The organism is Idiomarina piscisalsi, assembly GCF_003987095.1.
Classification (GTDB): Bacteria; Pseudomonadota; Gammaproteobacteria; order Enterobacterales; family Alteromonadaceae; genus Idiomarina; species Idiomarina piscisalsi.
The window spans coordinates 324825-340644 of sequence record NZ_PIQA01000003.1; the positions used below are offsets into that span (position 1 = coordinate 324825).

Annotated in this window: 12 protein-coding genes; 2 read left to right on the forward strand and 10 right to left on the reverse strand. The window is 48.3% G+C overall.

Features of this window, described 5'->3' with window-relative positions:
* Positions 1-2: 2 nt before the first annotated feature.
* A complete protein-coding gene (mgtE, locus tag CWI73_RS06435; protein WP_126752019.1) occupies positions 3-1364 on the forward strand; it encodes a magnesium transporter in 1362 nt (453 codons plus the stop codon).
* Positions 1365-1389: 25 nt separating this feature from the next.
* Here mgtE and pmbA read toward each other — a convergent pair whose 3' ends face one another.
* Positions 1390-2703: a metalloprotease PmbA gene (gene pmbA, locus CWI73_RS06440; RefSeq protein WP_198675161.1), complete on the reverse strand. Its 1314-nt coding sequence runs from the start codon at positions 2701-2703 to the stop codon at positions 1390-1392.
* An 86-nt stretch (positions 2704-2789) separates the two neighbouring features.
* On the opposite strand from pmbA, the gene yjgA reads away from it, so the two are divergent.
* Entirely contained in the window at positions 2790-3323 is a 534-nt protein-coding gene (yjgA, locus tag CWI73_RS06445) for a ribosome biogenesis factor YjgA (protein ID WP_126752021.1), read from the forward strand.
* On the opposite strand, the gene tldD is transcribed toward yjgA, so the two are convergent.
* The 9 genes from tldD to CWI73_RS06490 are packed head-to-tail and all read right to left on the reverse strand — an operon-like array spanning position 3324 to position 15775.
* Positions 3324-4745, reverse strand: coding sequence for a metalloprotease TldD (gene tldD / locus CWI73_RS06450; RefSeq protein ID WP_082343161.1), 1422 nt, complete (start codon positions 4743-4745; stop codon positions 3324-3326).
* Positions 4732-5574, reverse strand: a complete 843-nt coding sequence (locus CWI73_RS06455; protein ID WP_241968851.1) for a carbon-nitrogen hydrolase family protein — start codon at positions 5572-5574, stop codon at positions 4732-4734. Before CWI73_RS06455 ends, tldD begins: the two co-directional genes overlap by 14 nt.
* Entirely contained in the window at positions 5525-9415 is a 3891-nt protein-coding gene (locus tag CWI73_RS06460; RefSeq protein ID WP_126752022.1) for a YhdP family protein, read from the reverse strand. Before CWI73_RS06460 ends, CWI73_RS06455 begins: the two co-directional genes overlap by 50 nt.
* Positions 9416-9419: 4 nt before the next feature.
* On the reverse strand, positions 9420-10886 hold the full coding sequence (gene rng, locus CWI73_RS06465; RefSeq protein WP_126752023.1) for a ribonuclease G: 1467 nt from the start codon (positions 10884-10886) through the stop codon (positions 9420-9422).
* Position 10887: 1 nt separating this feature from the next.
* Positions 10888-11472, reverse strand: coding sequence for a Maf family protein (locus CWI73_RS06470; protein WP_126752024.1), 585 nt, complete (start codon positions 11470-11472; stop codon positions 10888-10890).
* Entirely contained in the window at positions 11472-11957 is a 486-nt protein-coding gene (gene mreD, locus CWI73_RS06475) for a rod shape-determining protein MreD (protein WP_126752025.1), read from the reverse strand. The genes CWI73_RS06470 and mreD overlap by 1 nt, the downstream gene beginning before the upstream one ends.
* Positions 11954-12808, reverse strand: coding sequence for a rod shape-determining protein MreC (mreC, locus tag CWI73_RS06480; protein WP_126752026.1), 855 nt, complete (start codon positions 12806-12808; stop codon positions 11954-11956). Before mreC ends, mreD begins: the two co-directional genes overlap by 4 nt.
* Positions 12809-12811: 3 nt before the next feature.
* Positions 12812-13855, reverse strand: a complete 1044-nt coding sequence (locus CWI73_RS06485) for a rod shape-determining protein (protein ID WP_053953085.1) — start codon at positions 13853-13855, stop codon at positions 12812-12814.
* A 60-nt stretch (positions 13856-13915) separates the two neighbouring features.
* Positions 13916-15775: a formylglycine-generating enzyme family protein gene (locus CWI73_RS06490; protein WP_126752027.1), complete on the reverse strand. Its 1860-nt coding sequence runs from the start codon at positions 15773-15775 to the stop codon at positions 13916-13918.
* Positions 15776-15820 lie beyond the last annotated feature (45 nt).

Here is a 15820-nt window from a genome sequence, read left to right on the forward strand (position 1 = left end):
ACATGATAGCCGAGCTGTCCGATAAAGAATATGCCATGCAAAGAATTCAGGAGGTTAACTCTGCGTTAGCCGACGGTATGTTCGTGGCCGCTCGACGCATGCTTCACAACATGCCTGCCTGCGACGTTGCCTTACTTCTGGAGTCGTCGCCACCGAAAAGCCGTTCGAAAATCTGGAAGCTTGTCGACATTGACGAGCACGGCGAAATTCTTGAAGAACTGAACGAAGAGGTTCAGAAAGATATTATTCGTCAGATGGCGCCGGAAAATCTGGCCGCCGCGACTGAAGGCATGGATACCGACGACTTGGCTTACGTGTTACGGGGTTTGCCCGAGCCAGTGTATCAGGAAGTCTTAAAGTCGATGGACGAAGGCGACCGGGAGCGGGCTGAAACCGCTCTTTCCTACGCCGAAGACAGCGCTGGTGGTATCATGAATACTGATACCATTACGGTGCGCTCAGACGTCACCATCGACGTTGTATTGCGTTATCTGCGCCTTAAAGGGGAGTTACCGGAAGCAACAGACAAGCTCTATGTTGTCGACCGTAATGAAAAAGTTACCGGTGAAATATCTCTAACGCAATTACTGACCGTAGATCCCAGCCGCCGTATCGATGAAATTATGTCGTCAGATATTACGACCATACCCGTCGATATGGAAGAAACCGAAGTAGCAAAGCTCTTCGAACGTCATGACTGGGTCTCCGCGCCGGTTGTGGATAGTGACCAGCAGCTTGTTGGTCGTATCACTATCGACGATGTGGTGGATATTATTCGCGAAGATGCTCAGCACTCTATGCTGAGTATGGCAGGTTTGGAAGACGACGAAGATACCTTCGCGCCCGTACTGAAAAGTACCCGCCGCCGCACTGTTTGGTTAGCCGTCAACTTAGTTACCGCCTTGCTCGCCGCCATGGTGAGTTCATTATTCGAAGATATTTTAGCGCAAATGGCGGTGCTGGCTATTCTCAATACCATAGTTCCAAGTATGGGAGGAATTGCCGGTAGTCAGACTCTGACGTTGGTGATTCGGGGCATGGCGCTCGGCCATATAGGCTCCAGTAACTCTCGCTGGTTAATCGGTAAAGAGCTCGCAATAGGCTTTCTGAACGGCGTTATTTGGTCGGTACTTATTGCGGCGGTTGTCGCGCTCTGGAAGCAGGATTTACTGGTCGGCGGTATTATCGCCTTTGCCATGATGATGAACTTACTGGCAGCAGCACTGGCCGGTGCAACCGTACCGCTGATACTGAAACGCTTTAACATTGACCCGGCTCTTGCCGGCGGTGTTATTCTGACTACGGTCACCGATGTAGTGGGTATTTTCGCCTTCCTTGGCTCAGCAACCCTGTTACTCTCTTAACCGCCTTAAGCGCGTAAAGGGAAGCTTAGTGGCCTGCCACACTCATTTGCTCTAACAGTACAGAGCCGGTATGCAACGCATGGCGATCATCCGTATCGTTACCAATAGCGACTATATTCGCCAGCATATCTTTTAAGTTTCCGGCGATAGTCACCTCTTCTACAGGGTATTGAATTTCGCCATTTTCTACCCAAAAACCAGCGGCACCGCGTGAGTAGTCACCATTGACCAGATTAACACCCTGCCCCATGACCTCCGTTACAAGAAGCCCGGTTCCCATTTGCTGGCACAACTGCTGCAACGAGTTGTCTTGCTGACTTACACGCCAGTTATGTATGCCGCCTGCATGGCCGGTTGGTTGCATATCCATTTTACGAGCCGCGTAACTCGTCAACAGGTAGGTTTCGAGCGTTCCCTTATCAACAATGGTTCTGTCCTTGGTTTTTAGACCTTCCGCATCAAATGGTGAGCTTGCCAGGCCTCCCACAATATGTGGGCGCTCTTGAATGGTCAGCCATTCTGGCAACACCTGTTTGCCGAGGTGGTCGAGTAAAAAGCTCGACTTACGATACAAATTGCCACCACTAATAGCTGACACTAAATGCCCAAACAAGCTGCCAGCAATATCGGCGCGGAAAATGACCGGGACTTTGGCGGTTGGTACCTGTCTGGCTCCCAGACGAGACAACGTTTCACTGGCGGCGTCTTCTGCCACCTTCTCTGGCGTCCACAAGTCCGACGTTTTTCTCGCTACCGTGTAGCTCATGTCCCGCTGCATTTTATCGCCTTCACGGGCAATTAACGCACAGCCCAGGTTGTGGCGAGACTGCAGGAACCCGCCGATAAAGTCGTGTGTGTTTCCATAAACACGGAAACCGGTATGACTTCCGTAGTGTGCGCCGTCGGAATTCACAATACGGTCATCGAGATTCAGTGCGTGCTTCTCGCACGCAAGCGCTTGCTCAATCGCATATTCGGCGCTTTGGTCACCCGGATGACACAAATCTAAGTCCGCAATTTCGGTTGCCATGAGCTCTGCCGGGGCCAAGCCATTATATGGGTCTGGCGACGTGAAGCGAGCAATGTCACAGGCTTTCTCGACCGCCGCCTCAATAGCCTGCTTTGACAGGTCCGTCGTCGAAGCAGAGCCCTTCTGATTTCCTCGGTATACTGTGATACCTAACGCGCCGTCCTGATTAAACTCGACAGTCTCGACCTCACCCAAACGAGTCCCTACAGAAATACCTGAAGTTTGGCTAATAGAACATTCCGCATCACTGGCTCCTTTTTGCTTCGCCAGTGACAAGGCTTCTTTTACCGCAGCCTCAACCTGCCCCATCTCTTTATTAAGGTCATCCAGTTGTACTATCAAAAAACTCTCCTCACTGCTAAACTAGCGGCTTTAGCGCTAATCGAGTTGTAATTATGTCGAAACGAAAATCACAAAAACCATCCTCTGATGTCGACGCTCATGACAATGACGATTTCGTCAGTAAGTCACAAAAAAAGCGCGAAATGGCAGAGCGACAAAAGGTCGGTACCGACTTAGTCGAGCTCAGTGATGCTCAGTTAAAGAGCATGCCACTAGACGATGAGCTTCGTGACGCCATATTACTGGCTCGTAAAATTCGTAATAAACACGAAGGCTACCGACGCCAGCTTCAATTCATTGGTAAACTGATGCGCTCCCGGGACATTGAGCCCATTGAACAAGCGCTGTCAGACCTTCGTAATGCGCACCAGCAGGAAACCACTAAGTTTCACGCTGTCGAAGACGCCCGGGACTCGCTCCTCAATGGCGGAGACGAGGCCTTGCAAAGCTTTATCGAGAACTACCCTCAGGCCGATCGTCAAAAAATCCGACAACTTATGCGCTTAGCTGAGCAGCAAAAAGCCCAGGAAAAGCCACCTAAGGCGGCCCGCGAGCTTTTTGTTTATCTGCGCAGCGTTATTCTTTAATTACTCCGTACCACCAACGGTCATTGAATCCAGTTTCAAGGTTGGTTGTCCGACACCAACAGGAACACTTTGACCGTCCTTACCACAAACACCAACGCCGGCGTCCAGTTCCAGGTCATTGCCGACCATAGAAACCTGTGACATAGCATCAGGTCCGTTACCAATCAAGGTAGCCCCTTTTATTGGCGCGGTAATTTTACCGTCTTCAATTAAGTAAGCCTCTGACGCTGAAAACACAAACTGCCCTGAGGTTATGTCGACTTGTCCGCCGGCAAACTGAGGCGCATAAATGCCCTTTTTGACACTGCTGATAATCTCATCCGGCGTACTTTCGCCCGGCAGCATATAAGTATTCGTCATACGAGGCATGGGTAAATGAGCAAAGCTTTCCCGGCGACCATTACCGGTTACGCTTTGCTTCATTAGACGCGCGTTCATTTTATCCTGCATATAACCACGTAGGCGGCCATTCTCAATCAGAACATTGTAACCACTCGGTGTTCCCTCGTCGTCTATGGTCATAGAGCCACGACGGTCATTCATAGTGCCGTCATCAACAATAGTACACAGCTCTGACGCCACTTTTTCACCCACACGACCAGAGTAAGCTGACGACCCTTTACGGTTAAAGTCTCCTTCCAGTCCATGACCAACCGCCTCATGCAGTAACACTCCAGGCCAACCTGCCCCTAAAACGACAGGCATGTTACCTGCAGGTGCCGGGCGCGCTTCTAAATTCACCAGCGCCTGGCGAACCGCCTCTTCGGCGAAGTGCTTCCAACGGGTACTGCCGTTTGTGTCTTCAATAAAAAATTCGTAACCAACGCGCGCTCCACCACCGGCGCTACCGCGCTCACGACGGCCGTTTTGCTCCGCAATAACAGAGCAGTTCAAACGAATAAGCGGACGTTTATCGGTAGCAAAGGTGCCATCTGTCGCAGCAACCAGTACATCGTCATAACTGCCACTTAAACTGACAACCACTTGCGACACTCGGCTGTCCTGCGCACGCGCATGAGCATCAGTCTGTTTTAACAGCTCAATTTTTTCATCTTCCGACAGCGTATTTAAAGGATTAATGCCTTCATATCGTGATGCGGCCTGCACAGACTGTAACGCCGCTACCGACTTACTCTGCCCCTGACGGGCAATACCGCGGGCAGCTTCACTGGTGCGCTTAAGCGCTTCCAGTGTAATTTCATCAGCGTAAGCAAAGCCAGTTTTCTCGCCCTGCACCGCTCGAACGCCCATACCGGTTTCAATATGGAATGCGCCATTTTTAATGATGCCGTCTTCCAGCACCCAGGATTCATTGACACTGTGTTGCAGATAAATGTCTGCAAAATCAATTGTACCGCTGTATAACGTTGCCAACGCTTTACTAATATCGCTCTCAGACAACGAATAATCATTTAGTGTCATGTATATTTACTACCTCAAATTGGTTTTGTTTGGCGACCGGCATTTGTTGACGTATTTCTTCGGTTCGGTCTAAGTCGACTTCGACCGAAATAATGCCTTCACCTTTTGCCTGTTCCGCTAAAATTTCACCCCAGGGGCTGACAATAATGGAGTGCCCATAAGTCTCGCGTCCGTTATCATGCACGCCAACCTGATTTGGCGCTACCACGTAGGCTTGTTGTTCAATCGCCCTCGCTCTAACCAATGCGTGCCAGTGCGCTTCGCCCGTCACCCGAGTAAAACCGGACGGCAAAGCAATAATATTGGCGCCTGCCTGACGCAGCGCTCTGAACAATTCCGGAAAGCGAAGATCATAACACACTGACATACCGACAGCACCACAGTCAGTGTCTACAGCAACCACCTCCCTGCCCGGTTGAGTCCATTTTGATTCGCGGTATTGCTTAGTGTTGTCCGCCACATCTACGTCGAACAAATGTATTTTGTCGTAGCGCGCAACAAGCTCTCCCGTTGGCGAATACATTAACGATGCGGCTGAAAAGCGTTCACCCGCGTCAATAGGAATGGTACCACCTATCAAATACACGCCGTGCTGCTTCGCGAGCGAAGAGAGCTCCCTTTGCACAGCGCCATCTTTGTATTTTTCAGCCATATCCAGTTGCGCTCTGTCACCGGCGCCGAAGCAAACAAAGGCTTCAGGAAGGACCACTAAATGGGAGTAATTGGAAGACGGGAGATTGTTAAGAAGCTTTTTGACAATGTCGAGGTTGTCTTCAGGTTTAGAGCGGCTGCTCATTTGCACCGCGGTCAGTTGCACCTTCTTCATCATTCACCTCTGAGTCAGTTGAGTCTTCCTCCAATTCTGGCAAATCAACAGGGCGACTGTCACGCTCTATTTCCTGAACAACCGGATTCTCTATGGTTCCACTCACTTCATAGCGTAATTTCGAAATGACTTTGGCGTCATGCAGTACTTTATCGATGAGCAACGCCGCCAATCCGCTGGGAGGGTTGACCATCCAGGCCAGAATAACCGGCAAACTCGAGGTCACTTTAGGGGCGTACGTCAGGTTATAATTCAACTCACCACTTGCCATGTCTGTCCAGCCACGAATATCCATATCACCAGCGGAGCCAAGTAACCGGGCATCATCGGTTTGAGCCACGCCGTCTTCGATAGCGGCACTCCCCGATAATTCAGTAAAAAACATACCCTGGGAAAATATGTCACGAAAGTCCAGGGTTAGCTTACGCAGAATACTATCCAAACTCAGTATCGAGAATATCCTCGCACCACCGTCGCTTACTTCGGCAAGATACCCTTTACCTAACGACCAGGAAATTTCGCCATCTAGCGACGGCCAGCTTGGTTGATGCAGGTGGTCATCCCAGCTTAAATCAAATTCAATATTCGCAGAGCTGTCGCGTATTGCGGTTTCTATGCCGAATTGGCGCAATAGCTCACCTAAATCACTGGTGTTCAAGCGACCGTTTAACTTGCTATATGCCTGCTCATTTTCATAACGCCAAACTCCGTTTGTCTGAATGCTATCTCCATTTCGGGTCACATTTAGACGGTCAATGGTAAAGCCTTTAACCTGCGACGTAGCCTCTATTGGAGAGATGGCTAAATCGACTTCCCCCAGGTTATGCTCGTTAATCCTGCAGCTTCGGCAATTGACCGTTACCGGTGGCACTTTTCCAAGCCAGTTCCACTTAGATTCGTCGTCGCCCTCTGAGTCTGGCAGTTCGATATCAGTGGATAGCACCAGGTAATCTGCTCTGACATCAATACCCTCGCTCATAAACTCTTTAGGAATACCGACGTTCAGCACCGCTTTATCAGAGTTCACCTGCACCTGCCACTTATTCTGCTCTGGCCAACTGCGTACATCGGCCGCGCCAAAGCTTTGCTCCGCCCATTTCAGGTTAGGTGTCGACACGTGTATTGAGTCGGGTAACCAGGGGTTGCTTGCAGAGCTGGCGGGCTCGGAGGACGACTCTCCACCCGCCAATGCATAAATAAGAGAATACCAGCGACCGATATCCGCTTCATCCAGCTGAGCTAACACAGCAAAACCGCGACTTACATCATCCGCTTCATTGTCATTGCCAATCGTTAATGTGGCTTTTTTCCAGCCGGCTTTGTCGAGTTGCCACTCCCCTTCAAAGTTTGCGCGTTCGTCAATATTCCCATTTATTACATAATCATCATTCTGACCATTTAAAGAAAAGCGGAACTGCCAACCTTCGCCAAAGCTCTTTTGTAACGGTGCCGGTAAATAGGTTTCTAAGCCGGTTAAGTCGTATTGGCCATCGGCTTCCACATTGAAGTTGTCACCCACAAACTGCAACGTTACGCTACTTTCACCATTTACAGCACCGTAGAAGAATTCTTCCCACTGGTCATACGGAAATTGCTTAAACAGTGGCTCCGTTTGCCAGTCTAGTGCCGTTTGAATGGCCAGCTCATAACCTTGGCGGCTCTCATCTCCATTAACAGACGCGGTCACCGGCATACCATACCAGTTCATGACTAAGTCAGAGGTACTAACTTTGGCGTTGTTAATGGTTAAGATGCCTTGCTTAACGTTAAATTGTTGCTTTATTGCATCAACGGTAACCTGGACACCGGCAAGTGGCGCTTCCACAAAGACACCAACCTCACGCGACTCATCGAACGGAATATCGAGCTCCATACGACCCGTGACCTTACCTTCCGGATTCAGCTGATTAAAGGTTTCAGTGACTGAGTCCAGCGGAGAGTTTTGGAAAACCTCATAAACTTGCTCTGCTTCTCCCGACGCCTGCGCTTGTATTTGTAAACCAACACTGCCATCAGTTAGGTTTGGAATCTGTGCAGAAACATTATTGACGCGGGCTGAACCAATACTTCCCGTCTTGGCATGCATAAATAAGCTGTTCTGATAAAAGTCTAAATGAATAGGAGTATTCTCAAGCGCTAACCAGTCGGACTGGAACTTAAAATTTAATGATTCAAAGCCCACCCGGGCATTAAACACTGATTCAAAACCGCCACTGGCAAAGCTATCAACTTCGCCCCGCCACACGGCTTCAATTCCGCTTAACCGGCCGGCTTGCAAAGCTCCGGACAGGTAGCTTTGCACGCCTTTGCCCATTGCCTGAGGCAATAACTGACGGGCGGTTTCCACCGAAAACGGTTCGTTTGAATAAATGAAGGAATCAATATGCATTTTTCCTGAAACGCTATTTGAAGACAGTTGAGCACTTCCGGCCAATCTTAAGTCATTGACTTGTAGTTGTGCTTTAGTTAATGAAACAGACCAACCAGTATTATTCGTCATCCACGAGCCAGACAAATCCAGCTCATTTATGTTCCAGGCCTGCTCCGGAGATAAATGCCGACTGGCCAGAGAAACGTCAGAGCCATACAAACGCCATTGAGCTTTATTACTTATTTGGCTCACACTCATACGTAAGCCGCTTACGCTGGGCGTGTTATTACCACCTTCAATCGATAACCCTTTACCATCGACACGCCATTGGCTTCCTACAATAGGGTGTAGCCGATATTGACCATCAACCTGGCCGCTGATACCTGTTTTTTTAATCCATTGACTTGTTTCTTCCGAAGTAAACGGAAGCAGTGTTAACAGCGACGTAGCATTATCTATATCGACATTCGATACACTAATATCGTGAATATTATTCTCATTCTGCCAAGCGATTCTGGGAACCCGAACACTGCCAGCCGAAGAGTTCAGAGTCATTGGCAGACTATTCATTAACCAGCCATCCTCTTGCGGCCTTAAAATCACTTTTCCACCGGGAATATCTAACCAGTGCGCTTGCTCAACGCCTTTATACTTCCATGTAATACGGTTCTGACGAAGCTGCAGAAGTCCTTCGAACAACTCCCCGTTTTGAATATCCAACCAGCCCGTAAAATTGACATCGGACTCCTGTACATCAACATCGCCCAACCGCTCCTCCAGCCACGGGCTAATATCAATATTTTGCGCATTGACATAGAACTGACCGGTTAAGTCCGACCACGTATCCCCCTTAAGATCGACAATGACATCCAGTGCGTTCGTCGCAAAGTCATCCATTCTCAGACTACCAACCGCACGGTGCCGGGCCCCTTCGTTGACCCAAGACAAACGCTCAAGATCAATGCGTCGAGTAACCCCTCGTAAGTTCGTTAAAAACACCTGCCCCTGATGAATCGAGAATTTTTCAAGCTGATGTAGGAAAAGCTCACTAAGGTTATCGATATCGAAGGTGTCATCATCCGAAACATCGTTTAACTGGCGAAGATCAATAGCAACATTGGCGTTGTCCAGAATAAACTCATCAGCCACAAATTGCTGTTGAACAATGCTTTGCCAAAAATTCAAAACCACATGCACTTCGGCAACTTTGAACTTCACTTTGGCGTTGTCGTCTGCTGACAACGATAAATTCTCGAGCACAACAGATGGACCTTGCTGCGTCCAGGCCATGGACAAGTCGCTGATACTAACGGGTTGCTGGAAACGCGCTTCCAGCTCGTTTTCAAGAGGTTGAGTTAAATCGGGAAGGTACGGCAGACTGTAGCGGAGCAAACTCAGAACAACAGCAACCAATACCAGCGCAATAGCCAGTAGTAGCCACAGTTTTTTTAATACCCAGGACAGTGCTCGCATTAACCTACATCATTACCACGTCAAATTGCTCTTGATTATACAGAGGTTCGGTCTGTACTGTAATTTGACGTGAAACAAACAGTTCAAGTTCAGCCAATGCATGAGATTCTTCGTTGACTAAGGCCTCGCTGACTTTAGCTGACGCATACACAACGAACTTATCGGCCTCGTAGGCTTTATGTACCCGGACAATCTCTCGCATAATTTCATAGCAGACGGTTTCTACTGTTTTCATGGTGCCGCGTCCCTGGCAAACCGGGCATTCCGAGCACAGCACATGTTCGAGACTCTCGCGGGTGCGCTTGCGAGTCATCTCAACAAGCCCCAGTGTGGTAAAACCGTTAATAGTGGTTTTTGCCCGGTCTTTAGACAAGGCAAGCTCAAGGCTATGTAAAACCCGACGTTTATGCTCTTCGTCGCGCATATCGATGAAATCAATAATAATAATACCGCCCAAATTACGCAGTCGTAGCTGCCGGGCAATTGCTTGCGTCGCTTCTATGTTGGTGTTGAATATGGTTTCTTCGAGGTTTCTGTGACCAACAAAAGCACCGGTATTGATATCAATGGTGGTCATCGCCTCGGTTTGATCAATAATTAACGAGCCGCCAGATTTTAATTCAACACGGCGATCGAGCGCGCGCTGCATTTCATTTTCAATATCAAATAAATCGAAAATAGGCCGGTCACCGGTGTAGTACTCCAATACACTGGTTAATTCTGGAATAAAGTCTTTCGTAAAGGTTTTGAGAGTATCAAAAGTGACTTTTGAATCCACCCTAATGCGCTCTATTTCTTCACCGACAAAGTCTCGTAACACACGGCAGGACAGGTTCAGGTCTTCGTACAGCATGCCAGCTTTACGCTGGCTTTTCTTGCGCGTTTTAATTTTTTCCCAAAGCCGGAAAAGAAAGTCGGCATCACTTTTTAATGACTGTTCGGACGCACCTTCCGCCGCAGTACGAACAATAAACTTACCGTCATCAGTGCTGACCGATTCCGCAATTTCCTTGAGACGATCTCGTTCTTCACCTTCTTCAATACGCTGTGAAACACCCACATGGTCACTTTTCGGCATAAACACCAGGTAACGGGACGGTAATGTAATGTCCGTCGTTAGCCGCGCCCCTTTAGTGCCTAAGGGGTCTTTGACAACCTGAACCATAATTTGCTGGCCTTGATGAACCAGCTCGGTAATGCTTCTTTCAGGGCGATCAGGCTGAGGTATGTCGTCACCATCAACTTGCACGACAATGTCGGATGCGTGTAAGAAGGCGGCTTTATCTAAACCAATATCGATGAACGCCGCCTGCATGCCCGGCAAAACACGAGACACCTTGCCCATGTAAATATTACCCACCAGACCACGTTTCGCCTGCCGCTCAATATGAACTTCCTGCAAAATACCGTTTTCAACAAGAACCACCCGCGTTTCTGTCGGGGTGACGTTCATAAGAACTTCAACGCTCATCTCAACCACCTGTTACTTCGAACATGCGAAGTAATTGTTCTGTTTCATATAAGGGTAAGCCAACCACCGCAAAGTAGCTACCTTCAATGCGCTTTACGTATTTGCCGCCGTAGCCCTGAATACCATAACCACCGGCTTTATCTTGTGGCTCGCCAGTTGCCCAATAACTCTCTATATCGTCGTCTGCCAATGCGGCGAACTCAACTTTCGTGGTAATAAGTGCAGACTCACTCGCCACTAAACACTGCCCACTCCAGTGACAAACGGCAACCGATGTCAGCACATCGTGGGTACGTCCAGACAATTGACGCATCATCTTTTGGAAATGCTCAAAATCCAACGGCTTTTCCATGACGTCTTGGTTGCATCGAATCAGTGTGTCTGAGCCAATGACCAAACATTCATCAGACTGTCGTTTAGCAACGGCTAAGGCTTTGTCGTTTGCTAGCCGTAATACGTAGTCTTCGGGGTCTTCAGCATTAGCGCGACTTTCTTCTATATCGGGCACATCGCAGTCGAACGGGCGATGCAGAAAGTGTAAGAGTTCACGTCGGCGGGGAGACGAAGACGCCAGGACAATGCGCATTATGACACTCCAAACTGACGGCGTACTTTTCGTAATAACGGAAATACCCATAGCCAAAAAACCGCCGAGGTAAGTACCGGCCAAAAATAGGAGAAAGTAAACTCAGCGTCATGTAGGAATACATTGGCTTCAAAAACGATAAACCGCTTCAATAATATAAGAACGGCGATGACGACTGCCTGCTGAATCAATGCAAAGTTACGAATGCGTTGGAAGTTTCTCGCCGCAAGGTAAGCAACAATAACCATTCCAAGTGCATGAACACCAACAATAGAGCCGAGCAATACGTCGCTTAATACGCCAAGAATAAGCGCGGTTCCTATGCTGACGCGGTGTGGCAAAGCAATAATCCAGTAAAGCATGACCAAAGTCACCCAGTCCGGACGGAACACGTCAAAAGTCGCCGGCATGGGCATGACCATTAATGTTAGCGCAATGACATAGGTGACGAGTAAAGTCACTATTCCTGGCTTCACAACCTTCATTTATCACCCCCGTAAATCGGTTGCAGCTCGCTTTCACTTGGCCATAACAGTAAGACATTTCTGACTCTGTCCAAAGCGCTCACCGGATCAGCAAAAACGGTAGCGAAAGGCAGTGACTCGTCTCTCACGATACTGCCGATACGCGCTACGGGGTACCCCTCCGGAAACACGCCACCTAATCCTGAAGACATCAGTAAGTCGCCTTCTCGTAGCTCTGTACTATGAGGAATAAACATCAATTCTAACCGACCTATATCGCCGGTACCCTGAGCGAGCACGCGAATGTCGTTTCTTTCAGAGCGTAAAGAAATGGCATGGCTTTGGTCGGAGATAAGTAACACCCTAGCAGTATTTCCGCCAACATCCTGCACTTGCCCAATAATACCACTGCTGTCGAGCACTGGCTGGCCCTCATAGACACCGCTTAAGGTGCCTTTATTAATGACCAACTGCTGAGAAAATGGTTCGGACGCCACTGCAATGACCTCAGCGACCATGCGGCGAGCAGACTCCCGCGCTTCTGAGCCTAATAGCTCTCTAAGCCGGCGATTTTCATTCTGTAGAAACTGTAGCTGTTGCTGTTGGCCTTGAAGTTTTAATATCCGCTGTTTTAACGCTTTGTTTTCCGCACTTAGTTGATCAGTAGTTTTGACTGACTCTGAAAAATTATCTAATAGCTGTTCAGGCAGTATTGCTAAATACTGAACCGGAGCAACAAGTGAGTTAAGAAACACGCGAACAGGCTGCATAGCTTGCAACCGATGATCAATAAATATGAGCAGAAACGAACAGGCTAGTGCGAGCACTAGCCTGGAGAGTAAAGACGGGCCGCGGACAAACAGCGTTTTCATGACTTACTCATAACTGAATAAATCACCACCGTGCATGTCTATCATTTCTAATGCTTTACCCCCACCGTGAGCTACACACGTAAGCGGGTCATCAGCAATAATTACCGGTATACCCGTTTCCTCGACAAGCAGGCGATCTAAGTCTTTCAGTAACGCACCACCGCCGGTTAATACCATGCCACGCTCTGAGATATCCGATGCTAGCTCTGGTGGTGACTGTTCTAGCGCAACCATGACTGCACTCACGATCCCCATCAAAGGCTCTTGCAAAGCTTCTAGAATTTCGTTGCTATTCAGTGTAAATGAACGTGGAACACCTTCCGCTAAGTTACGACCGCGAACTTCAATCTCTTTCAGTTCTTCACCCGGGTACGCAGAGCCAATTTCATGCTTAATACGCTCCGCTGTCGCGTCACCAATAAGCGCACCAAAGTTACGGCGAACGTAGCTAATAATAGCTTCATCGAACTTATCACCACCGATGCGGACTGACGAGGAGTAAACAACACCATTCAACGAAATAATCGCAACTTCTGTTGTACCACCACCAATGTCTACAACCATAGAGCCAGTAGCTTCTGACACAGGCAAGCCAGCACCAATTGCTGCGGCCATAGGCTCATCTATTAAGTAGACTTCACGAGCCCCAGCCCCTAAAGCTGACTCACGAATCGCTCTGCGCTCTACCTGAGTTGACCCGCAAGGAACACACACTAAAACCCGAGGACTTGGACGGAAATAATGGCTGTCATGCACTTGTTTAATAAAAAACTGGAGCATTTTTTCGCACACATAAAAGTCAGCAATAACGCCGTCTTTCATGGGGCGAATAGCGCGAATGTTTCCCGGTGTACGCCCCAGCATTTGCTTAGCGGCCGAACCAACTGCAGCAATCGACTTGGGGCCGCCTGAGCGCTCCTGTCGAATAGCGACAACCGAAGGTTCATTCAAGACGATACCTTCGTCTTTAACGTAAATAAGAGTGTTGGCGGTACCAAGGTCAATTGATAAATCGTTTGAAAAAAGGCCGCGAATTTTTTTAAACATGAAGCGGTATATCCCTACTTATAAAGCTAACAGAGTGACAGCAAAGAGCACAGTAAGTACTTACTGCGCTCTTACAACACGAAATCCAATGTAGTTAGAGTTGAAATCTGCCGGAAGTTCCATTTTAGTCGAAACTCGGGCAAGACTTGGCGTAAAGTTCCACGCACCGCCTTTCACAACGACACCGTTGTCAGTTTGCGCCCACTCCCAGACATTACCAACGGTATCAAATAATCCCCAAGGATTACGGTGGAAACTGGCTACTGGTGCAGGACGTTGATTAGACCAGTCAGAGCCACAGTTGCGGCAGTTTGCCTTACCAAAACCAACATCGTTACCCCACCAAAAGTCCGTTTCAGTTCCAGCACGAGCGGCATATTCCCACTCAGCTTCGGTTGGTACGCTGTATTTAAATCCGCTTTTCGTTGTCAGCCAGTCAGCATAAGCTTTCGCATCGTTGTAACTTACGCATACAACGGGTGAGTTATCAGACTGTTTGTAGCCCGGATTCTTCCAGCTTAGTTTTTCATTAAACTCAGGACGCCCGTTTTTAAGCGTTGCACAAGTTCCGCGTTTCTCAGCATCGGTTACGTAGGCGGTGTCTTCAACGAAGTCTCTAAAGTGCTTAACGGTAATTTCTGTATCTGAAATACCTAATGCATTGGGAATTTCACGAGTTTCCGCTGGGCGTTCATTAGGTAAGCCATTGCCAATTAAATTACCCATCTTGAACTTACCGGCAGGCACTACAACAAGCTCTGGACCTCGAACGTCACGATATAAAATATCCTGAATTTTTTCACCACGAGTAAATGAGTACTCAGACTTTTCCAGTTCCGCTCGAATAGACATAGCGTCTTTAAGGCGAATTTTTTCCGCATAGGCTGAATAGCCATACTTCAGGACTTCGACTTCGTGCTCGCCACCTGGCAACATCACTTCGATAGGTGTCGAACCATAACTAACACCATCAATGATAACTTCGTCGTCGTATACGTTTGAGCGTATCGTTAACGGGTGCATGACGGAGCTATCAACCGTTTCTTCATCACCCGCCTGCAACTCCCCCGGCCGTTGCTCCGTTGCGCAATAACGCATATCGACGCCAAGCAGTGTACATGCCTGGCTTTGAGGTAGCTGACCACGTAGTTCTACTGCGAGTTTAACACCGTAGTTACCCGCTCCGCTGAAACCGTTGCTAATAGTTTTTGAACCTAAAATCTGAACATTCGGGCTGGCTTTCTCTAAATTCTCGCGCGCTAGAGAAGACTCACTTAAACTTGCAAGAATTTCATCAAGATATTGCTTCGACGCTTTTTGCTTAGCCATCAGCTTACCGCGGTTTTCACATTGTCCAAGCGTTTCATTGCGGTCACAGCTAATTGACTGGCTAACTTCAAGTTCTCCTGAGCGGTTAAATTCATTTTCAAGACGATCAACACGAGCGATATTACGCTGCTCTTTTAACGTCTCAATTTCGTTAATCAGGCTATGCTTGCTAACTCGAGCTTCTTCTACTTCTTTTGATTTTTGGTTCACCAAGCTGACTTGTTTTTTTATGTCTTCTTTATTTTGCTGATGAGCCATAACCGCTTGCTTATACGCTTCCTGAGCGCCAGCGATATCAATGGTAGGATCTTCCACTAAGCGCTGATAGCGGTCATTCATTTCCGCTAGTGCAGACTCTCTTTTCTGCTCAAGTTCGTTATTACGCTCGCGTAGATTCTGCAACTTATTCCTTAGCTCCCGCTCTTCTTGCTGAAGTTGATTCACGGTACCGGAAAAGTTTTCAAAATCGCTCTCTAGCGTCGAAATTTGATTTGTAATTTCTTCGACGGTCATCTCCTGCTGAGCAAGAGCCGTCGAGGCGAGAGTCAATGTAGAGGCCATAATTAAGGCCAGTCGAGCCAATCGCATCATGTTTCCATTCCAAGCTTGAAAAAATAACAAAGCGGCGTAAAAGCC

Excerpts from the sequence above, each read along its gene's own strand:
- CWI73_RS06485 (WP_053953085.1), bottom strand. The coding sequence starts at position 13,855 with ATGTTTAAAAAAATTCGCGGCCTTTTTTCAAACGATTTATCAATTGAC.
- mreC (WP_126752026.1), bottom strand. The coding sequence starts at position 12,808 with ATGAAAACGCTGTTTGTCCGCGGCCCGTCTTTACTCTCCAGGCTAGTG.
- CWI73_RS06460 (WP_126752022.1), bottom strand. The coding sequence starts at position 9,415 with ATGCGAGCACTGTCCTGGGTATTAAAAAAACTGTGGCTACTACTGGCT.
- rng (WP_126752023.1), bottom strand. The coding sequence starts at position 10,886 with ATGAGCGTTGAAGTTCTTATGAACGTCACCCCGACAGAAACGCGGGTG.
- tldD (WP_082343161.1), bottom strand. The coding sequence starts at position 4,745 with ATGACACTAAATGATTATTCGTTGTCTGAGAGCGATATTAGTAAAGCG.
- CWI73_RS06490 (WP_126752027.1), bottom strand. The coding sequence starts at position 15,775 with ATGATGCGATTGGCTCGACTGGCCTTAATTATGGCCTCTACATTGACT.
- CWI73_RS06470 (WP_126752024.1), bottom strand. The coding sequence starts at position 11,472 with ATGCGCATTGTCCTGGCGTCTTCGTCTCCCCGCCGACGTGAACTCTTA.
- CWI73_RS06455 (WP_241968851.1), bottom strand. The coding sequence starts at position 5,574 with ATGATGAAGAAGGTGCAACTGACCGCGGTGCAAATGAGCAGCCGCTCT.
- mreD (WP_126752025.1), bottom strand. The coding sequence starts at position 11,957 with ATGAAGGTTGTGAAGCCAGGAATAGTGACTTTACTCGTCACCTATGTC.
- pmbA (WP_198675161.1), bottom strand. The coding sequence starts at position 2,703 with ATGGGGCAGGTTGAGGCTGCGGTAAAAGAAGCCTTGTCACTGGCGAAG.
- mgtE (WP_126752019.1), top strand. The coding sequence starts at position 3 with ATGATAGCCGAGCTGTCCGATAAAGAATATGCCATGCAAAGAATTCAG.
- yjgA (WP_126752021.1), top strand. The coding sequence starts at position 2,790 with ATGTCGAAACGAAAATCACAAAAACCATCCTCTGATGTCGACGCTCAT.